Raw genomic sequence first — 20090 nt, 5'->3', positions numbered from 1 at the left:
AAGTGCAACCTAGTGAAAACAGAAAGTTTTATTGACCAGTTTAATCTCAAGTTAAAGCAACAGTCTCGGTTGGAACGCTATGGTCGTGTCGTTAATTTTTCGGGGGGTATTATCGAATGTAATGGTCCCGATGTAAAAGTAGGCTCGGTTTGTGCAATTATTAGTCAAAATGAGATTGTTGGTATTGAGCAAGAGCCACCTATTTTAGCAGAAGCATTAGGGTTTAAAGCGGGTAAAATATTACTTATTCCTTATCAGTCGGCTGAAGGCATTCAGCCTGGCAACAAGGTTATGGTAGTCAGTGATAAACCAATCATTAAAGCATCTAGTGAATTACTGGGTAGGGTACTGAATGCTTATGCAGAGCCTATTGATGGAGGTCCCTCAATTGGTCAATACACCCAATATCCAATTAAGAAAAGTAGTACTAATCCTTTTCAACGAGTACCGATCAAAAAGCCATTTATTACTAAATCACTAACCGTTGACACTTTTTTAACCATGGGTTATGGCCAGCGGATGGGAATTTTTGCCGGTAGTGGCGTAGGTAAGAGTACCTTATTAAATCACATGATCGGAAATGTTGCTGGCGTTGATGTCAATGTGATCGCGTTGATTGGTGAACGAGGCAGAGAGGTTATTGAATTGGTAGATAGTTTGCCCTCGGATCAACGTCAACACACAGTTTTTGTAGTAGCTACTGCAGATGACCCCCCGCTGAAAAAAATCATGGCTGCTTATTCAGCAATGGCGATTGCAGAGTTTTTTGCTGGCCAGAACTTAAATGTATTGATCTCTATGGATTCCATTACTCGGTTTGCAATGGCTCAGCGAGAAGTGGGTTTATTATTGGGTGAACCTCCTACCACTAAAGGGTATACACCTTCTTGTTTTACAGCGTTAGGGCAACTGTTAGAAAGAGCCGGAAACTTTCAGCAGGGATCTATTACTGGCTTATTTACCATATTGGTGGAAGGTGATGATTTAATGGAGCCTGTTGCTGACCACGCTCGTGCGGTACTGGATGGTCATATTGTGTTATCCAGGGAACTTGCCAACAGTGGTCATTACCCCGCAATTGACTTATTACAAAGCAAAAGTCGATTGCTTAATCAACTGGTTAATGTTGACCAGCAAAGATTAATCAATCAGTCGTTAGCTATGCTAGCAAAATATCAACAAGCTAAAGATATGATTGAGTTAGGTGCTTATCAGTCAGGTGCAAATGAGGGTTTGGATAAGGCAATTAATTTTCATAATGAGTTGAGTCGTTTAATTTATCGTCAATCGAAAATCTCTTGTAGTGAGCTTTATGTCAGATTAAAGGGACTGTTGCCATAGAGGTGCTCTATTGATGAATAAAAGGCATCTCTCTGGGATAAATGCAGTTAGTTTACTGGCAAAATTAACTCAATATGAGCAACAGCAACAGTTGATTTCTTTGCAAAGTCAGCTGAAAAGCTGCCAGTCAGCTGTGGAAAAAGCGAAAAAAGATCAACAAGCCCTTGCAAGCAAAGCCAAAGAATTAGCGAGCTCTACCAATGGGCTGGATATGCAGCAACTCGCTGCGGTGAACCATTATTATGGTTATTATCAGAGCCAATTAAAAACAGCTGAAGAAAACTATCAACAACAGTTTCAACTTTATCAAGCAAAATCCCAACAGCTAGCTTCACAAACAAAAAAGAAAAATAAATTAGCTACTATGACTGAATCGATAAGGCACAAATTAGCCGAACAACAAATGCAGCGCATAGATACTTTAGTGTACGAGGCATATCTTGGGTGTACTTTTCTTGATAAGAGAGATGGCTAAATGAGTAATGAAGTAGTCACTGAACTAATGATCCAGCCTAATTTACCTGGTTTCAGTCGCTCAGGCAAAGAGAAAAATCAGTTGTTGAAAAGCTGGGAGAAAGCCATTGATTTATCATCACATAGTGAACTCTTTGCTCAAAATAATGCAGAACCGATAAACACTGAAACCCAGCGAAGTACGTTAGTTAATAGTAATCAGTTACAGCAAGAGAAATCAGGTGTTGAGCATGTACTTGTAGATAGCAATGAACAAAGGTTTCAGCAATTGAGTTTACAACAAAACCGATTACGTCAATTAAGCTATCAAGTTAGTCAAAATCGGCACTATGCGACCGAAACGGTTGCTGTTACTCCTCAACTGCAAGTACGTAATGGGGTAGGAAATAATAGTACTATTGCAAAAAGTAACACTAATCCATTGCAGTCTAGTCAAGTAGCCAACTATTTTAAGCAAAGCTACATAATTCCTAAGCAAGCAATACATTGGCAGTTACAACAACAGCAACTAACTGTATTTATTCGTGATTATCAAGAGATCGAAAAAAAATCAGTTAACGCTTTTTACGATGATTTGAAAAAAATGTGTACTGAGTTTCAAATTGAACTTAACGACGTTATAATCAACGGTCAGCCAATTAGTGCATTTTTTGCAGTGCAGGAGTAAAGTCAGTGGCGGTAGAAGCAATAGGTCAGGTTGTCGATAATGCGGTTGTTTCAGAAAGAAACCCAATTAAACTTGATGAGTTTTTGAATATTTTTATCACCCAGCTAAATTATCAAGATCCCATGAATCCGGTTGATAACCGGGAATTTATGGCCCAGATGGCGCAGTTTTCTAGCCTGGAGTTGCAACGTAATTCAAAAGAGCACTTAAATCAATTATTGGAAATGACTGCTTCTAGTCAGTCAATAGGCTTATTAGGCAAGTATGTGGGAGTCACCACGAATGGTGAAGCAAAAACAGGGGAAGTAACCACGATTAATTTTGTGCAGGGTCAGCCATTATTAACAGTAACAGTTAGTGAAAATGAGATAATTCCTAATGTTAAACCTTCATCTATCACCCTGATTAAATAAGAGTAATAGGCTACATAATATGTCTACATTGGGTGCAATTTTTAAAAGCTTTTCCGGTATTCATGGCTTTACCCGTTCTCTTGATAACCTGAGTCATAACCTATCGAATATCAATACGCCTGGGTTTAAAGGGAAAGATGTATTATTTCGGGATATGGCTTCCAATACAGAAGGGGCTGGGGTAAGACATTCTGGGGAAAAACTGCGATTTACCCAAGGTGATATCGTTTCAACAGGGCGGGATACCCATTTAGCTATTGATGGAAATGGATTGTTTGTTTTAACTGATGGTGACAAAAAAGTCTTTACTCGAGCAGGTCAATTTGAGTTAAAAAATAATAAACTGGTGGATAGTGCTAGTGATTTAGCGGTACAAGCAATCAAGGTGGATAATCTGCATCAACAAGTCTTGGATATCAGTGCTTACCAATATCAGCCACCTAAGCCAACAACCAGTATTTCCCTATCTGGTAATCTTAAGGCTGATGCACCAGTGGATAGTGTTTACCCAGCAGAAGACAATAGCAGTGAATTATCTTTTGAGGTGTATGATAATCAAGGAGGCAAGCATAAGTTTACGGTTAGCCTTAAAAAAATAGCTAATAAAGAATGGCAGCTATTTGTAAAAAATAGTAATGATGTTGATATGTTGAAAGATGCAAATAATAAAATTAAGTTTAATGTTGGTGGTTTAGCTATAGATTCAAAACTCGAGTTTTCCATTAAAGACCTGCAGGGGAATGATCAAACAATTCAGATAAATATCGGCAATGGGCTGCAGGGAATTACCAGTCTTACAGGTGCGCAATCAAAAGCTTTAGTTAAAGTGGATGATGGCGCACCAAAAGGGGATATTAAATCCCTTAGTTTTGATCGTCATGGCTATTTAGAAATTACCTACACCAATAATGAAAAAGTGAAGCCTTATCAGGTGCTATTAGCGAATGTGCCTGAAACTCAATTAGAGTCAATTGGCAATGGCATGTTTGCCGCAAGTGAAAATGCTGAAATTACTTATGGCAAACCTAATAATGGGGTATTTGGTGTTATTCGTGGTGGTTCTATAGAGCAGTCCAATATTAATATGTCTAAAGAGTTTGCTGAAATTGTGGTAGTGCAACGAGGCTATCAGGCAACTGCTCAATTAATTAATGTAACCAGCCAAATGCTGGAAGAGTTGTATAATAGTACTCGAGGACGATAATGCAAAATTATCCTTTCAGATTATATGATCAGACAACTCTAAGTAGCATTGAAATGGCTATTGCTGACTTAGTCAGTGATTGGTGTAAAAAATGGTTTTTTAATACAGTTGAATGTCAATCAGTTGTTACACCTGCTTGGCAAGTTACTGACTCAATTGACATGCAGGCTAATACAACTTACCAGCTTAAAGATGATGGAGTTGGCTGCTTATTATTAGAAGAAGAAAGTTTCAGGCTCATGTTAATGGATTATTTGCTGGGGCAGTCTGTAGCTGAGCAAGTTGAATCTTCTGAAAAGGGGGTGAACCATCCTGTAGTCAAAGCATTAATTAATAAATGCCAAGAAGATTTTCAACAGCTATTGGATGTAAGGCAAGACGTTAGTATTCTGCCAAAAGCGTGGACACTTTCTAGCCAATATGCCAGCGGCTGGCTTTATGCCACTATTTCGTTAGCTGACGTGTGGGTGGTAGGTTTGTTATTTGATCCTGCGAATTGGCTGATAACGAAAAATCTATTGAAGTACTTGCCGAAGACAAAGGCTAGTTATGAATTGGCTGATAAATATGACTCAATCAAACATGAGTCAGTAGAAGTGATTGCAGAGCTTGGTTGCTCATCACTATCAGTTTCACAATTGGCTACTTTGCAAGTAGGTGACATTATTACTCTTGATCGGTCGTTAGCCGATGGAGTAATGATAAAATCTCTGTCCGGTGACAATATTGTAACCGGTTTATTAGGTACCCATGAGGGTAATAAAGCCATTGTAGTGAAGAAGGCTAAATAATGAGCAAAGCTGAAACAGCTGTAGAAGCAGTAGAACTTACTGAAGTCAACCCATTAGATCAATTGGGGCAACCTGTCTTTAATCAAATTCAGCACGATATCATCAAAGACCTGAGTGTCGATGCCAGTGTACGATTAGGTAAGGCAAGTATAACGGTTGAGAAACTGTTTAATCTTAAAGAAAACGAAACGATTCAACTGGATTCAGCCGCTACTGATCCTCTAGAGCTGGTAGTTAATGGGAGTGTGGTTGCAAAAGGTGAAATTGTTATTGTTGATGGATGTTTCGGTATTAAAGTCACTCAATTGTCTGAATAAAACTGATCTTTTACTAGGTGTATTTAACCTAGATTTATACTCATAATGATTTATTTCCAGGTGTTAAATAGAAGAGTATATCTACTATTGTGGTAAGTATTTGTGGTTAAATTTATACATTATCCTGTCATTCTCTGCTTATTAAATCTGATCCTGAGTTATTTTAATATAGCACTGGCAGATGATATTTCAGTGGCTGGTATCAGTGTCAGTTTTAATGATGATACTGAAAATACAGAATTGGCAACCCCAATCCAGTTTATTATTTTGGTGACGATTATTAGTTTGGCGCCCGCTTTTCTAATGATGCTGACCTCTTTTACTCGAATAGTCATTGTTTTATCGATGCTTCGCCAGGCACTTGGCATGCCGCAAACCCCACCCAATAGCGTATTGATCAGCTTGGCTTTATTTTTGACAATTTTTTCAATGTTGCCATTAATTGAAAAAATTAATGAGCAAGCTTATCAGCCATATATTAACCATGAAATATTGGCAAAAGCAGCATTTGAGCGAATAGAAGCCCCCGTTAAACAGTTTTTAATTTCCCACACCAGAGAAAAGGACTTATCGATGGTGGTGGAAATGTCTGGTAAATCCATGCCAACTGATCTCTTATCCGTTAGTATGACAACTTTAGTACCTGCATTTATGTTAAGTGAACTGCAAGTGGCTTTTCAGATAGGGTTTATTATATTCCTGCCGTTTTTGCTAATCGACCTGTTGGTTTCTTGTACGCTGATGTCAGTTGGAATGATTATGCTCCCGCCAATGACCATATCATTACCTCTTAAAATCCTGGTGTTTGTATTGGTAGATGGTTGGTCGTTAATTGCTCAATCTTTGGTTGGCAGTTTTTTAGGCTAATAAGGCTAATGTCTGGTGATGGGTATGATGAGCAAGTATTATGGTCACTTTCACAAGCCAATGATGCTGATGCCAAAACGAGACTAATTGAGTTATATACACCCTTTGTCAAGCAAATTGCCAGATCTTGGTACAACAAACTAAATTTTACTGGAATTGGTTTGGATGACTGCTATCAGCAGGCTTATGTTGCTTTGTTAGAGTTAATTCCAAGGTTTGATCCAGAAAAAAACAGTGATTTTAAGCCATATTTAGCATTACGAGTTAAAGGGGCTATTTTAAATGTAGTTAAATATTACTCTGAAAATGGACACTATTATTGTTGGTTACGCTCTCGGAATAAGGAGGCAATTGATTCATTTATCACAAATGAAGCTTTGAAGGATGATAAACTAGATTCATTGGTTGATTTAACGTTAGAATTGGCAGTTAGCTATTGGTTGAGCGCGGTAGATTATAACTATATTATTACAGAGTTTAATAATAGTTATAAGATGGAAAATACTATTTATAAGGAGTTAATAGAGGTTGTAGAGCGCTTGCCTAAAAGTGAAAAATTTATTATTAATCATTATTATTTTTATCAACTTTCGTTTGTAGAGATTGCAGAGCTGATGGCATTATCAAGAGTTAGAGTGTCCCAGCTTCATGCACAGGGAATAAAAAAATTATTATTTTATTTGTGTAATGGTGATAAGGAGCTATTAACTTGTTAAGTCAGTAATTTTGTTAGGGTGCTTTCTAGCTGTTTTGCTAGCTCTTTATTTTGGTTGAATGCTGTAGCTACAGCCTCAACGGTTTCATCAAGCAATGTTTCATTAAGCCTGTCAGCGCCTATTTTAAGGATCAATGCCTGCCTAATAAAAGCTGTTTTTAGTTGTTCTATCGCTATTCCTGGGTGATGGAGCGCTTGAAGCTGGTTAATCAACTTCTGTTGTATCATGTTTTGTGAGCTGTATTGGCTAGTGCAAGTGTGAGAGGTGTGCTTTTTGTGGTCAATAGTATCCGAGGCCGCAGAATCCTGTTTGTCTTCTGTGGCCAAAAAATTGTTTAAATAATGAGCTAGTTTATTGTTATCTATTTTCATTACTGTGGGTATTAATCATCCTGATTATAGCGTGATAATAATAAATAATTAAGTGATGGGTTGGTGTCGTTATTTTGCTCATTGTCAGTGGTTAAGGCATCTTGCTCTAGTTGTACTGCGGCTGGCTTGCCAGATTCTACTTCCTGAATAATATTGTTGATGTCATTATTCAGAGGTAGGTTTTCATTGTTTAGTTCAATGCCTTGCTTTAACTTGCCAATGCCTTCTGCTAGCTGGTCCTGGTGAATAAGGAGTAAGCCTTCGGCAAAATAATGGAAGTACTGCGGCGCATCACTAAGCATCAGTTGTTGCCAAATGGTAGATGCTTGTGCGATGTCTTGCTCAATGAGATAAAGCAAGGAAAGCTGAAAATGTGCAATCCATAGACTAGAATCCAGTGTTATGGCTTGTTTCATTTCAGCTATGGCTCGTTGATAGAGACCAATTTCTGCATGCTCAGCTGCCAATAGCAAGTACCCTTTGCCGTCAGGGGATTGCATTAGGTATTGTTTAAACAAGCGAATTGCCTGTTCATGATCTTTTTGTTCACTGGCGGCGAGTGCGCAGTGTAAAATTTCATCAGTATCGAGTTGTTCAGAGATTATTGTTTCCATAACGGTCATCTATAGGGAAAACAGATACGTTATTCTAATCAATTGACTGGTTATTTTCACCTGTTTTTTGATACTTAATATAAAAAGAGTCTGGCATATAGAATATGCAGAGTATTAAGGGGCTGTCCAATAAAGATAACTGAAAAATACGTTTAATTTTTAATATTTTTATTTGGTTTTTTATAATTTTATACTTGTGCAAATTAGTTACATTTTTGTCGCCTTTTGTCAGCTCAGTGAATAGCTATTAGGGTGATTAGAATAATTGATTAGCTGTGTAATATGGTTGTAATAATTAGCTGTACAATTAAAGGTATATCTTTTGCTACCATAGTTTTTTAGATGGCATGGAATGGTTTTTAACTGGTCTTTTGAGTTGGAGTTATTATTTGTATTTATTTTATCTAATGAGCTTAATTGTAGATTTGGGTGAAATAAGCACTGTTTAGTGATGGCTAATAAACCATTTGCTGTACAAAAGCAAAAAGTTGCTACTTATCACAGTTAAAGATTTAAATAAGCACAATGTAATTATTTTATATGCCGCGGAGAGTTTTATATATTAGTATGTCATTTCCGCTGATTATATGAAGAGCAAACCGTAAAAATGCTTGTATAAAAATACAACAGTAAGTTTTTTTAGAAAGCTTGAGCAAGTAAAAAGCTTTTGAGTGATGCTATATAAAAATTAATGCAACAAGTGTCTGCTAAAATTTTACCATTACTGCCTTATTTTAGAATGTGCTTATGCTTAGCTGGTTAGCGCTGTATTTTAATAGTAAACGAAGTAAAGCTATAACATATAGTTATTGTTTGATGTCAATTGTGCTGATAGGTACTTGCTAGCTGGTTATAGCACTTAAATATACTAATTAAGATGGGAAAGTATTTATAAAAAGTCACGACTTTTATTGACAGTGGATATGGGTTGAGGCTCGTACTATCAAAGAAAGTCAATTGTTTATAGATGTTTTTAGTCGTCTTCTTTTTAGATTTTTTTGAATTATTTTGCCTATGGATTGTTCAATATATGAGTACATCTGATAAGCAGGTTGAAGAAAGACTTCAACAAGAAATTAGAAACAATGAACAAGCAATGGATGAGCTTAAAGAACAGCTTGATCAGCTGAGTCAATTAAAGCAGCAGATTAAACAGTTAGGGGTATTGCCTACCAAAGAGGACTTAACCCCCGTTCAGCAAGCAGAATTTGAAAAGCAGATGGCTGCTTTCAATGCGCAACTTGATCATGATGAAGAAATGATCAAAAGTCACTCACGAGCTAACCCTGCTCGTGTTTTTAAAAAAAGGCTACGTGGCCTTAAAATCTGAGGTATTTAAACCTACTAGGAGGTTTTACGATGGAAATTGGTAGTGTTGGTGTTGTAACTGCAGCAAGCGAAGTAACACCTGTTGATGCTTTAGCATTTTTGTTATTGCTCAGCCAATCAGAAGCACTAGAAGGTCGAATTCGCGATCAGTTTTCGGAAATTAAAGGCCGTAATGACGAAATGAAAGCGATCAATGACAAACTTGCTGAGGTCAGAAAAGTCCGTAGTGGGCTGGAGGAAAATGATGATACTACCACTCTAAGCAATGATTTAAGAGAGTTTTTTGAGAAGAGTGGGATTGTTATTCCTGGGAATGGTCAGGAGATAAGCAAAGAAGAGCTTTCTGCTTTAATTGAGAATGTTAAAGCAAGAAGTGATGAATTAAGCCAATCAAATCAGTTGCAGAACGTACGTTTTCAGGATTTGAAGAAGAAATATGACAGTACCTTCGACTTCTTATCGAATGTTCTTAAGTCAACAGCCAGCAGCAGAGATGGCATAATCAGGAACGTAACATAATCCAAAACGTAAGTAGCTAATAGGTAATAGCATGGCGGCAACTAGTAGTTCAACACCCAGCCAACAAAATGAGCCTAATTTCGAAGAGCTTCTGGATTTTTTTGGTGAAGGTGGAGCTATTCGGGATTTAACTTCATTCGATGAAGAAACAATTGAAACAGCATATGCTGTAGCATACCAATATTATGAAAGTGGTAAATACCAAGAAGCCAGTAAGATATTTCATTTGCTGTGTTATCTTGACCATTATCAAGCGAAGTTTTTTATTGGCTTAGGTGCTTGTCGCCAGATGTTAAAAGAATACCAATTGGCAATAGATGCTTTTAGCTATGTGACTGTAATTGATGTGACAGACCCTCGTGCTCCGTTTTATGCAGCTGAGTGTCATTTGGCATTAGGAAATATTAAAGAGGCTGAGAGTGGTTTCGAAGCAGCAGTCCAGTGGGCTTCAAATAAGGAGGAATATCAGCAATTAAAAACAGAAGCAACAAATAAATTGCAATTATTGATGAATGCAAAAAGTAGGAAAAATAATTTATGAATGAAACAGCTTCTATATCAAGCTCTATTCATCACCCTATTAAAGAAAGTGGTGATGTTCTAGAAGCCTTAAAAACTATATTGGAGAAAGCAACAAATAGCATCAATGGAATGAATTTCGAAGCAGCTATCAGTGGACAGTCGAGTGAGTGTGCATGTAAGCATTTGCTTGATAAACCACGAGGGTTACCCACTGATGTACAAATGGGTGTGCTTAGGGAAAAAACCAATGAAGAAAAAAAACGCACAACATTGGCTTCAATTGAGCAAGCTAAAACTGAAACCAAGGAAATGCATGAAAAAAGGCGAGAGGAACGTGCCGAAAACTTAGAGCGTCATAAGGAAATGGCTAAGGCTGGTGTATGGGGTAAAATCTTTGGCTGGATAGGTGCCATTGCCTCCGCTTTTATGGCCGTATGCTGTATGTTAACGCCAGGCTTGCAAGGCGTAGGTTGTGCGCTACTGGCTGTTGCAGCATTAACGGCTGCCTCATTAACAGATGAGGGAATGAAAGCAATAACCAGTGTTGTAGAGTCTATTGTTAAAGTTGTATTAGAAATACCTGCTGTAAAGGCGCTTTTGGAAAAATGTGGTGTTGAAGTAGATAAAGATTTTATTAAGCAAGTAGCTCAAATTGCCGCTATTGGGTTGTTGGCAGTGGCCAGCATAGCAGCTGCTTGTATGACTGGTGGTGCAAGTTTAGCAAGCACAGTCGCTCAATTTTCAAAAGTAGCTGTTACTATCGCACAAAAAGCCATTGCTTATGTTATGACTCACCTACCCCGTCTGGTCAAAATGGTTGAGTTTGGTGTTGGGCTAGGGCAAGCAGCAGCGGGTGCAGCTAAAGGTGTAATACAACATAATACCACTAATACAGAAGTGCTGATTAAAAAACTGGATGCCTTACTAAAAGATTTACAGCGAGTGATTGAGGACAATAAAGACTGTTTACAGGCATTAATCCAGGAAGCTGTTGATATTTGGAATGGCGCTTCAGACTCTATTCAAAGCACAAACAACTCTGCATCCAAAGCTATTAAGAACATGGTATAGTAGGAGTAATTTATGTTAGATACAAATACAATTAATATACCAACAACTGCAGTAAGTCATGCAGCAGTTGATTCAGTCAACTCTGAAGCCGCTAAAGTTGCTTCTGGTCAGGTTAAATTTGAAGCAAGCGAAAATTTACAGGCAGCCAAAAAAACGGCACATAACCTGGATAAGCCTGTGCGTCCAGCTGATCCTTCTGTAGCAAATAATATTAAAGAAGTAGTGGCAATAGACCGTATAGCTGCTGATATCCTCAAAACGCCTACGGATAAAGAGGTTGCAGGGGGAGCTTTAGATACTATCGCAAATGCTACTAATGAAATTAATAAAAAGTTTCCTGGCCTAACACCGGAAAACAGCTTATCGATTATTAGTAATGGTAGTGGTCAATTAAGCTTTACAGCTATTATGCTGCATGTATTTAAGGCATTTCAACAGCTGCAAAAATCCACTAGAGAAGACCGGTTGGACGAGTTTAACAATGCAATCCAATCACTGTTAACTCAAGCTAAAACCATGAAAGATGGTGCTTGGCTGCAATTAGGGTTGGCTTTAGGTGGGGCAGTGATTTCAGCGGCTGCCAATGGCTTTGGTATGAAAAAGCTAGGGCCAACATTGAAGTTTATGAAAGAGTCTCCATTTGGAAATTCTTCAAATGCTGGTCTCCAACAGTTCTTGCAAACGACTACTCAGCGAGTCAGCATGCAGCAGGGCTTTGGAGATGGTATTGGCAAGGCAGTTGGGACAAGCTCTCAATCAGTTCAAAATAATACTGATGCACAACGTACTGAAGAGCAAGCTGTGCAGCAAAGGGAGCAGGCTAATTCAGAGCATAGTAATGATATAAGGAAAAGCACGACACAGGCTATAATGGAGCTTATTCAACAAGTTAAGTCTGATAGTGAGCGTGAAGACCAAATGACCAGAGGTATTTTGGGTAAAATGGTTTAAGCCGATCTGCTTTTTAAAAGGAAGTAATCAGAGGGAGCGTTAGCTCCCTTTTTGTTTTATAGTACTGTTGAGCTAAAAATAAGTCTGCTTTCCCTAAAGTGACGGCTACTGCAAAGCATGAAGAGCCTGCTTGCTAGAGAAAATAACTGACAACAGTTAATTATACGAACTTTTCAATTTAGATGTGAGATTAAAATGCTGTATGCCAGATGTACATATTTTGCAGGTGGTAGCTGAGCTGCAGTCCAAGCTAAGAACTTCTTTCTCTATGCTCTTAAAGCAGTTGCTTGTTACTAGGTATGCAGTTAGTAACAGGTTGGGTATCTTAATAAAGTGAAGCAATAATAAAATTGTATGATTTAAAGGCAATCAATCGTTTGAATTAATTCTTCAGCCAATAATTTTTTAAGTATATTGCTGAAAATTTAAGTACTAATGCGGATTAAAAAAATAGTGTGGTTATTTAAAAATCATCATGCAGAGGTTGTAAGGTGAATCAACGATTAACTGTAAATAACCATTAATAAGTGTCAAAAAATAGACGTTAAGATTTCTCTTTCCACCACAACTAACGCGACTTTTGTTGTAGGTATCTATACACTACAGTAGATGTTGAGTCGCTTTTTAGTTTAAATATTGAACAGTTGTAGTAGAATAATAATTATAATTCTAACCTGCTTGCTTAATAAGCAAGCTTGATCTTTGTTGGATAACATTATAGTTTGACTGGGCGGGCATTTTATTAGAAGCCTCCTTTGGTTTGTTTTCTCATTTTTGAATGTAACCCAATCAGGTGAAATAATGACTGATTTATTCGGTTAGCGTGCGTACCTATTGGAATAATCACAACAACAATGACTTTACTTGATAACTCATTGTGGGAACTGCCTTTATGCAAGCGAGCTCTTCAGTATCTAGTGCATTATCTTGGGAACAAAGCCTATTAGTGAGTAACGTGGTAACCGATGAGCTTCGGTATCGTACTAAATTTTACGAAAAGGATGTGTTAATACTCGTAATTTCTGGCCAGTTTGAGTTAGAAATTGCTAATAAACAATATGTTGTAAATTCTGGTCAAGGAATTTATCTACGATCTGGTAGTTATTTGGTTTCTAACCACTTGGCTGAAGATAATGGTCGTTTTCAGAGTATTGAAATTTCCGTTTGCTCCTGGTCATTACAGCATTTTATTAGTAAGCATGGTAAAGCAGTTGCGGAGCAATATTCGGCTGCGGTGCCTGGTCATAGTTCGGTGATTATATTTGAGGCCGGCGGGTTGATTGAGCAAAGTGTTACATCAATTTGTAGCTTATTTAAATATGATCACCCGGAAAACTTACGGCTACTTAAAATTGAAGAACTACTGTTGCTTTTGTTATATAGCCCCCAAGGTGGCAAGTTTGCTGCCATTTTACGGCAGTCTACCAGCAAAAGTGCAATACGCTTACGTCAGTTTATGGAAACTCATTTTATGCAGCTCTGGTCGCTTGAACAGTATGCAAAAGAGTTTGGTGCAAGTTTAACCACTTTTAAAGAAATGTTTGACTCAGAGTTTGGTATGTCGCCACGAGCCTGGATCAATGAAAAGCGCTTGCAATATGCACATGAGTTGCTTTTAACCAGTAATGTTGGGATTGTTGATGTTGCCTTTGAAGCCGGCTTTTCCAGTCAATCCTACTTTACGCAAGCCTATCGGCGCCGCTTTGGAATAACCCCTAGTCAAGCAAGAAAAATGCAGTAATGGGCTTTTGGAGAGGTGGTTGTTTTTTGTTCGTAAATAAATAAAAGCAAAAGACTAAGTGAAAGTTAGTATTGTTAATGTGTCGGCTTAGATTAATAGTCGTTTGTATAAAAACATGCCTGCATGAAAATAAAAATCAAACAAAATAGTCATGCTAAAATATCCTGTGCATTTTTTTATATCAATTCAAGGATGTTGTCTTAGTGTATATATTAAAAAGTACACCTTGATATTGACTGTTGTCCAATAATACCAGTCATCCTTGTATAAGATGGATAAAGTTAAGGTAACGCGAAATAAATAATAAGTAGATCACACTTTCTAGATATTTAATAATCATGCAAATTTTTGATATAAAAAATAGCTCTTTTTAAGTGTGATCATTTAGGCTACTATCCTGTGAAGTAAATATTTATCAGGCAGAGGTTGATAGTTGATTACCCTGGCTACACTGGTTGACTCTTTAACTAAAAAATTACAGATAAGCCAATGGCAAATAAGTGATGATGGTGCTTATCAGCTTGAAATTGATGGCGTCATAGCATTGACGTTTTTTGCTGCAAAGCAGCGAGTTTTTATTATTTCAACGTTTGGCCAGTTAAGTGATAATTCTATAGAGCTTCCACATCAGTTGGTGCGTATATACCAATTAGCTTTGTTAAGGGCCCGTGATTATCAGGATGCCTTGGTAACGACTGATGACAAGCAAATGCAATTACAACGGCAATTGCCGTTAAATGGGTTAACAGCTGATCAGTTTGAAATGGCTATTTCTTCCCAGCTGAATTATGCAGATGAGTTGTTGGTGGTGATCCAGCAAACCCATCCACAAAAACTAATCAATAGCAATGTGTGGTTTCCGTAGTTGTGTTAATGCAGTTCAAACGTTTATACAGTAAATTACTCATTTTAACGTGGATAGTTTGGTGTCCTACTATCGCATTTGCTGCGCAGCCCAATTGGTCTGGCAAACCATTCAGTTATGTTGCACGAGGCCAGTCACTGGGTGAAATTCTGACCAGTTTTGCATCCAGTTATAGCATTCCAGTGGTTATTAGTGATGCGGTTAATGACACGGTAAATGGTGAGCTAAAACAGGAAACGCCGGTTGCCTTTTTGGACTATCTTGCAAAAGTCTATAATTTAACCTGGTATTTTGATGGGCATATTTTATACATTTATAAAACCAATGAAACCAAAAGTAAGCTGATAAAACTCACCAGCTTTTTAAACGCTAATCAATTAAAGCATTATTTGAATAAACTGGGGATTTGGGATAGGCGTTTTAACTGGCGGGTTATTCCAAGTAAAGATCTGGTTTATGTGGCAGGTCCGCCTCGTTATGTAGAGTTAGTGAGTGAAACCGTAGCAGCATTAGAGAAAAAAATAGTCACCCAGCAACAGGATCAAATGGTGGTTGAGGTATTCCCATTAAAATATGCTTGGGCTGTGGATCGGGAATATAGTTTTCGTGGCAAGGAGGTAGTGATGCCAGGTATTGCGACTATTTTAAATCAAATGATTAGTGGCAATCGATTACCTGAGCAAAACACAGCAGGTGAGTCCTATGGACTGCCTAAGTTAAAAGGACAAGGCTTGATTAAATCTCACCCAGGCCAGCCACAGCAGTCAGCATATACACCACAAGGCTCTATTGTTTCACCTAATCCCATTAAAGGTCTACCAACTACCATGCAAGGGCCAACCATTGAGGCTGACCCAAGGCAAAATGCAGTTTTAATCAGAGATGTTAGGGCGCAAATGCCTATTTATCGCGATTTAATCAGTAAGTTGGATCAGCCTCAAGGTCAGGTTGAAATTGGTTTGTCCATTATTGATATTAGCCGAAGTGATATTGATGAGCTAGGGATTAACTGGTATGCGCAAAAGCGCTCAGGTGATGGTATTTTTGAGGTGGTGACACAGCCAAGAACTAGTCAGCCGTTAACTACTTTACTTAATCAGGGTTCAGATTTCTTTCTTGCCAAAATTCGTTTGTTAGCCGAAGATGGCAAAGCGCAGGTATTATCTCAACCTACCGTTTTAACATTAAATAATGTTGAAGCCGTCTTTGATCAAAGCACCACCTTTTATGTCCGCTTGGCAGGGCAGGAAGAAGTTGATTTGGTGCCAGTAACAGTAGGAACAGTATTAAAAGTGACACCACGCATTGTTGCTGAGCGGGGAGCCAATAGGGTACATATGGATATCAATATTGAAGATGGTAATCAAACCAAAGATCAGGTAGACAATATTCCTACCACACAAAAAGCAACCATTAGTACCCAAGCCGTTGTAGGGGCAAAACAAAGTTTGCTCATTGGTGGTTTATATCGAGATAGTGAAGAGAAAACTGAAAATAAAGTACCCTTCTTGGGAGATATCCCTTTTTTAGGTAGTCTTTTTCGCTCTACAGAAACAACCAAGCGGAAAATCGTGCGGTTATTTTTAATCCAGCCGCGAATCGTTGCAGACCCGCTAAAAGTCGCTAGTGAGTTAACCCAACATGCAACGACTTTATCTCAGTCACCTGCAATTAATCAGCGTTTATCTGCTCATAAAGGGGTGTCTGATGCTGGATATTGTCATTCTCAGTCATCCGCACAGGCTATTTTGCAAGCACTTAACCGGCAGCAAATTAAAGTGAGCACAGAGACTTGCTATTTATCTAATGGGCAGTCTGGTTATTACATTAAACCTGTACAAACGGGTACCTTGTGATAAAAAAAAGACTACAGTTGATCCATTTGGCTGAAGGTGGTGGAACATGAAGCCACAGTGGAAGTTAAAAGTACTATCAGGCACCCATCAAGGTGCTGAGATTCAACTCATTGAAGGTGAGTTTCTGCTTGGTTCAGACATTAATACGGCAGATCTCGTCTTTCAAGACAGTGGTGTACCTACATTATTAGGGCGTTTTATTGTTACTGCTGAAGATTTATGCTTTCAGCTAATTGAAGAACATATTGAGCTGGTGCTTGATGGTCAGCCAAAAGCACATGGGCTAGTTAGTTTAGCTTCACAACAACAGCTGCAAGCGGGTGAGTTGTCTATTGCAGTTGCCAGAATGGATGAGCCCTGGGAATTGTCAGGAAAAGCGACAGTAACGGATGTGCCTATCACTGCTAGTGAACCTCTAGCAAGCTCGGCAGCTCGTACCCAAAAGAAACCTGCGAACAAAATAAATAAAATTGTAAAAAGGCAACGTAAAAGAAAAGTAGCTAAGAACAGTGTCTCCAACCCTCGTTGGCTGGCTTTATTGTCCAGTGTGGCTGGGACTATTTTGCTGGTGTGGTTTATTAGCTTTGCCTGGCCGCAAAAAGTCGACTCTGGGGTGCAACCTGAAAAACAATTGTCGCCATTAGAGAAAGCGCAACAGGTAGCTAAACAGTTAAAACTTAGTGATGTGGAAATGAACTGGCAGGCTTCTCGACAGCGGCTACTCGTTACTGGATATGTGCCTGATACGGAAAGTAAGTTACAGTTAAAAAATGAATTGGAAGTAGCTTCTTTAGCGAATAGGGTTCGGTTATATACAGAGTCGGATATTATTCGGTCAGTGCAGTTCATCCTTGATAACAATGGTTTGGGGCATATAAACGTCACTGCTGGTAAAACGGCAGGTGAAGTAAGGTTAATGGGACTATTAGATAATGGTAAGCGTTGGGCTAAAGTAGAAAAAATGCTTAAACATGATGTCCCTGGTCTGAAAGGCTATCAAGTGGACTTTGATTCCAGTCGCCAGCATATTTCAGCGTTAACTCAAGTATTAGAGGAAAATCACTTATTAGGCCAGTTGCAATTAGTCTCATTGGGAAGGCATATCGAAATTCGTGGACAAATTAACCTTGAGTTGGAAAAAAAACTAAACCGGTTGGTTGACCGTTTTGAAAAAAATATTGGCCAGCAAGGGTTAGTAAAAATTCGTAATATGCCGCTTTTTGCAGATAACCCGCTGCATTTGCCAGTAAAAAGTATTAGTATAGGCAGTGTGCCTTATATAGTGCTAAAAAATAACCAAAAGTATATGGTGGGTGCGCGATTGCCTAATGGTTATCGGCTTGCGAAAATTGATACTGATTTTATTAAGCTGCGTAATCAGGACCAAATTATCAAAATTGCAATAAAGCCTGAAGATTATGCAAACTGAATTTTCATTAACTGATTTAGACGATCTATTGCTCAGTGAGCAGAGTGAAGTAGTGGCAAGTCAGCTATTAGCCCTGCTAGCAGAGGAGCAATTGCATGTTAATGCCAGTATTGCGCAGGGGGTAGATCCTCAAACCTTTCAGTTGCAACAACAGTATCTACAGGCTTTGCAGGCAGCAGAGCAAGTCGTGAATAAACTTCGGACTAACAATCGGCCCGAGCTGAGCGAGGTATCAAATGGCTTACAATTTTGATGAAGTCAACAGTTTAATGGGCGCTAAGTCAACCAAGCTTGAAAGCGAGTTAAGAGCTTTTCAGCAAACCATGGACCCTAATAATCAAGCGGACTTAGTGAAATTTCAGTTTTTAATGAGTCGTTGGAATTTAATTACTAACTTACATAGCAACACGATTAAAAACATGAAAGAAACCTTGCAAGCCTGTATTCGCAACATGGTGTAACTGAGAAATAAATTATGGTAAATCATCATTTACCACAGCAACTGGTTGAGCTTGGATTTATTGCTATCAGGCAAGGCATGAATCAGCAAGCCCAGCAAATATTTAAGGCAATGCGACAACGCCATCCACAGCAGCTGGCGCCTGTATTGGGCTTGGCACTGCTTAAGCTTAATGAAAATCAACCTGCAACCGCTCTGGAAGTATTGCAAGGTTTTTCTACTACAACAGAGCATGATATGCTGCAAGCTTATCGAGCGCTTTGTTTAATTCAATTAGGTCATAACAACGAAGCAGAGCAACTATTAAATACCCTGGTTAATAGTGCTGAACCTACGGTCGCCCCCTTTGCACAATCATTGCTTAAGGAGATCACGCATGACTGAAGCCGTGTTTCATAGTGTGACAATTGCAATTGATAGCCCTTTAGCCGAAGGAGGTGTTGCCAATAGTGGGGATGTTCAGCAATTTGATGCGATGATGGCAGAAGGCGCGGAAGGAAATGGCATTACTGACCAAGCTGTTGAATTAATGGAAAATGTTAAAGCTTCAATTGAGCAGTCTGGTAAAAAAATAGACGAGCAAATGAAAGCAACTAAGGATGATCCATTGTCAATGACAGCAATAATGGAAATGCAAACCGCACTTGCTAAAAAGCACTTACAAGAAGAGCTGATTACCAAAATAGCCAGTAAATCAACGCAGCATGTGGATACCTTTTTGAAAGCGCAGTAGCTATCAGTTAACAACAGTAAGGTAGTAAACGGTAAGGTAATGAAGTCGTGCATAAAATGCTGAGAAAACTGAGCTTAGTTCTGTTTTTATCCCTTAGTTTAACGGCTTGTAAAGTTGAGCTTTATTCTGGATTAACAGAAGCAGAAGCAAACGACATGTTAAGTATTTTGCTAGCGGAAGGCATTGCGGCAGAAAAACAGCCAGGTAAAGAGCAAACAGCACTGATTACAGTACCAGAAAGCCAAGTGGCTGAATCAATCAGCCTGCTTAAGGCAAGAGGTTATCCCAAAGAAAAGTTTTCAACCATTAAAGATATTTTCCCTCAAGAAGGGCTTATTTCATCACCAACTGAAGAAAAAGCACGGCTTGTTTATGCTTTGTCGCAAGGCTTGGCAGAAACCCTTACCCAGATCGATGGGGTTATCACAGCAAGGGTGCATGTGGTATTACCTGAAACCAAGCAGCGTAAAAATGAAAAAGTGACTCCCTCATCTGTGGCGGTTTTTATCAAGCATCATGCAGAAGTTGATTTATCTGCTTATATTCCACAAATTAAGCTGTTAGTAAACAATAGTATTGAAGGACTTGATTACGATAAGATCAGTGTTGTTTTGTTTCCTAGCACTCAGCAAGATTTGTCAGCTATTAAGGCAAAAATGACATCTGTCTTGGGTGTCAGTCTAGCACAAAATTCCCAAGGTATTTTTTGGGGGTGGTTGATTGGCCTGTTGTTATTGATTTTAATGTGTAACGTAGGCTGGTGGTTAAAACTGAAGCAGAGTAATAGTGGTGGTAAACAAGTTAAAGCCAGTTAGTTTGTCATTAAGAGTGATATGAGG

Annotated in this window: 25 protein-coding genes; 23 read left to right on the top strand and 2 right to left on the bottom strand. The window is 38.6% G+C overall.

Annotation, left to right across the window (positions count from 1 at the left end):
- Positions 1 to 12 precede the first annotated feature (12 nt).
- From G4Y78_RS18150 to G4Y78_RS18110, 9 genes are all read left to right on the top strand, one after another.
- Positions 13 to 1341: a FliI/YscN family ATPase gene (locus tag G4Y78_RS18150; RefSeq protein WP_163834372.1), complete on the top strand. Its 1329-nt coding sequence runs from the start codon at positions 13 to 15 to the stop codon at positions 1339 to 1341.
- Positions 1342 to 1354: 13 nt separating this feature from the next.
- A complete protein-coding gene (locus tag G4Y78_RS18145; RefSeq protein ID WP_163834371.1) occupies positions 1355 to 1816 on the top strand; it encodes a hypothetical protein in 462 nt (153 codons plus the stop codon).
- Positions 1817 to 2482, top strand: a complete 666-nt coding sequence (locus G4Y78_RS18140; RefSeq protein WP_163834370.1) for a hypothetical protein — start codon at positions 1817 to 1819, stop codon at positions 2480 to 2482.
- Positions 2483 to 2487: 5 nt separating this feature from the next.
- A complete protein-coding gene (locus tag G4Y78_RS18135; RefSeq protein ID WP_163834369.1) occupies positions 2488 to 2895 on the top strand; it encodes a flagellar hook assembly protein FlgD in 408 nt (135 codons plus the stop codon).
- Positions 2896 to 2914: 19 nt separating this feature from the next.
- Complete coding sequence (locus G4Y78_RS18130) at positions 2915 to 4099, top strand: flagellar hook-basal body complex protein (RefSeq protein ID WP_163834368.1); 1185 nt, start codon at positions 2915 to 2917, stop codon at positions 4097 to 4099.
- A gap of 53 nt (positions 4100 to 4152) precedes the next feature.
- Complete coding sequence (locus G4Y78_RS18125; protein WP_163834367.1) at positions 4153 to 4890, top strand: FliM/FliN family flagellar motor switch protein; 738 nt, start codon at positions 4153 to 4155, stop codon at positions 4888 to 4890.
- Positions 4890 to 5207: a FliM/FliN family flagellar motor switch protein gene (locus G4Y78_RS18120; protein ID WP_163834366.1), complete on the top strand. Its 318-nt coding sequence runs from the start codon at positions 4890 to 4892 to the stop codon at positions 5205 to 5207. Before G4Y78_RS18125 ends, G4Y78_RS18120 begins: the two co-directional genes overlap by 1 nt.
- A 102-nt stretch (positions 5208 to 5309) precedes the next feature.
- The gene (gene fliP / locus G4Y78_RS18115; protein ID WP_230425613.1) at positions 5310 to 6074 is read left to right on the top strand and encodes a flagellar type III secretion system pore protein FliP; all 765 of its coding nucleotides are present in this window, start codon (positions 5310 to 5312) and stop codon (positions 6072 to 6074) included.
- Between the two features lie 8 nt (positions 6075 to 6082).
- Positions 6083 to 6790, top strand: a complete 708-nt coding sequence (locus G4Y78_RS18110) for a sigma-70 family RNA polymerase sigma factor (protein ID WP_163834365.1) — start codon at positions 6083 to 6085, stop codon at positions 6788 to 6790.
- On the opposite strand, the gene G4Y78_RS18105 is transcribed toward G4Y78_RS18110, so the two are convergent.
- Positions 6787 to 7161 (bottom strand): hypothetical protein, encoded by a 375-nt coding sequence (locus G4Y78_RS18105; protein WP_163834364.1) that lies wholly within the window; start codon positions 7159 to 7161, stop codon positions 6787 to 6789. The genes G4Y78_RS18110 and G4Y78_RS18105 overlap by 4 nt on opposite strands.
- Before the next feature lie 11 nt (positions 7162 to 7172).
- Positions 7173 to 7775 carry a tetratricopeptide repeat protein gene (locus G4Y78_RS18100; protein WP_163834363.1) on the bottom strand — a complete coding sequence of 201 codons (603 nt, stop codon included), beginning with the start codon at positions 7773 to 7775 and terminating at the stop codon, positions 7173 to 7175.
- Between the two features lie 1030 nt (positions 7776 to 8805).
- Between G4Y78_RS18100 and G4Y78_RS18095 the strand changes: the two genes are divergently transcribed.
- The 14 genes from G4Y78_RS18095 (at position 8806) to sctJ (ending at position 20066) form a co-directional block, all read left to right on the top strand.
- Positions 8806 to 9105, top strand: coding sequence for a hypothetical protein (locus G4Y78_RS18095; protein WP_163834362.1), 300 nt, complete (start codon positions 8806 to 8808; stop codon positions 9103 to 9105).
- Positions 9106 to 9134: 29 nt separating this feature from the next.
- Entirely contained in the window at positions 9135 to 9623 is a 489-nt protein-coding gene (locus G4Y78_RS18090; RefSeq protein WP_163834361.1) for a hypothetical protein, read from the top strand.
- A 31-nt stretch (positions 9624 to 9654) separates the two neighbouring features.
- Positions 9655 to 10164: a SycD/LcrH family type III secretion system chaperone gene (locus tag G4Y78_RS18085; RefSeq protein WP_163834360.1), complete on the top strand. Its 510-nt coding sequence runs from the start codon at positions 9655 to 9657 to the stop codon at positions 10162 to 10164.
- Positions 10161 to 11216 (top strand): type III secretion system translocon subunit SctE, encoded by a 1056-nt coding sequence (gene sctE, locus G4Y78_RS18080; RefSeq protein ID WP_163834359.1) that lies wholly within the window; start codon positions 10161 to 10163, stop codon positions 11214 to 11216. Before G4Y78_RS18085 ends, sctE begins: the two co-directional genes overlap by 4 nt.
- A gap of 12 nt (positions 11217 to 11228) precedes the next feature.
- Positions 11229 to 12167 (top strand): hypothetical protein, encoded by a 939-nt coding sequence (locus G4Y78_RS18075; RefSeq protein WP_163834358.1) that lies wholly within the window; start codon positions 11229 to 11231, stop codon positions 12165 to 12167.
- Between the two features lie 892 nt (positions 12168 to 13059).
- Positions 13060 to 13908 (top strand): helix-turn-helix transcriptional regulator, encoded by an 849-nt coding sequence (locus G4Y78_RS18070; protein ID WP_163834357.1) that lies wholly within the window; start codon positions 13060 to 13062, stop codon positions 13906 to 13908.
- A 433-nt stretch (positions 13909 to 14341) separates the two neighbouring features.
- Positions 14342 to 14773, top strand: coding sequence for a CesT family type III secretion system chaperone (locus tag G4Y78_RS18065; protein ID WP_163834356.1), 432 nt, complete (start codon positions 14342 to 14344; stop codon positions 14771 to 14773).
- An 8-nt stretch (positions 14774 to 14781) separates the two neighbouring features.
- Positions 14782 to 16629 (top strand): type III secretion system outer membrane ring subunit SctC, encoded by a 1848-nt coding sequence (gene sctC / locus G4Y78_RS18060; RefSeq protein ID WP_163834355.1) that lies wholly within the window; start codon positions 14782 to 14784, stop codon positions 16627 to 16629.
- Between the two features lie 46 nt (positions 16630 to 16675).
- Positions 16676 to 18058: a type III secretion system inner membrane ring subunit SctD gene (sctD, locus tag G4Y78_RS18055; RefSeq protein ID WP_163834354.1), complete on the top strand. Its 1383-nt coding sequence runs from the start codon at positions 16676 to 16678 to the stop codon at positions 18056 to 18058.
- The gene (locus G4Y78_RS18050; RefSeq protein ID WP_163834353.1) at positions 18048 to 18311 is read left to right on the top strand and encodes an EscE/YscE/SsaE family type III secretion system needle protein co-chaperone; all 264 of its coding nucleotides are present in this window, start codon (positions 18048 to 18050) and stop codon (positions 18309 to 18311) included. Before sctD ends, G4Y78_RS18050 begins: the two co-directional genes overlap by 11 nt.
- Complete coding sequence (locus G4Y78_RS18045; RefSeq protein ID WP_163834352.1) at positions 18295 to 18519, top strand: EscF/YscF/HrpA family type III secretion system needle major subunit; 225 nt, start codon at positions 18295 to 18297, stop codon at positions 18517 to 18519. Before G4Y78_RS18050 ends, G4Y78_RS18045 begins: the two co-directional genes overlap by 17 nt.
- A gap of 14 nt (positions 18520 to 18533) precedes the next feature.
- Complete coding sequence (locus tag G4Y78_RS18040; protein ID WP_163834351.1) at positions 18534 to 18902, top strand: tetratricopeptide repeat protein; 369 nt, start codon at positions 18534 to 18536, stop codon at positions 18900 to 18902.
- The gene (gene sctI, locus G4Y78_RS18035) at positions 18895 to 19251 is read left to right on the top strand and encodes a type III secretion system inner rod subunit SctI (RefSeq protein WP_163834350.1); all 357 of its coding nucleotides are present in this window, start codon (positions 18895 to 18897) and stop codon (positions 19249 to 19251) included. Before G4Y78_RS18040 ends, sctI begins: the two co-directional genes overlap by 8 nt.
- Before the next feature lie 56 nt (positions 19252 to 19307).
- Positions 19308 to 20066 carry a type III secretion system inner membrane ring lipoprotein SctJ gene (gene sctJ, locus G4Y78_RS18030; RefSeq protein WP_230425768.1) on the top strand — a complete coding sequence of 253 codons (759 nt, stop codon included), beginning with the start codon at positions 19308 to 19310 and terminating at the stop codon, positions 20064 to 20066.
- Positions 20067 to 20090: the final 24 nt, after the last annotated feature.

This window comes from Spartinivicinus ruber, assembly GCF_011009015.1.
Classification (GTDB): domain Bacteria; phylum Pseudomonadota; class Gammaproteobacteria; order Pseudomonadales; family Zooshikellaceae; genus Spartinivicinus; species Spartinivicinus ruber.
Note: the sequence above shows the minus strand (reverse complement) of the source record. Positions and strands in the feature narration are given on the sequence as shown.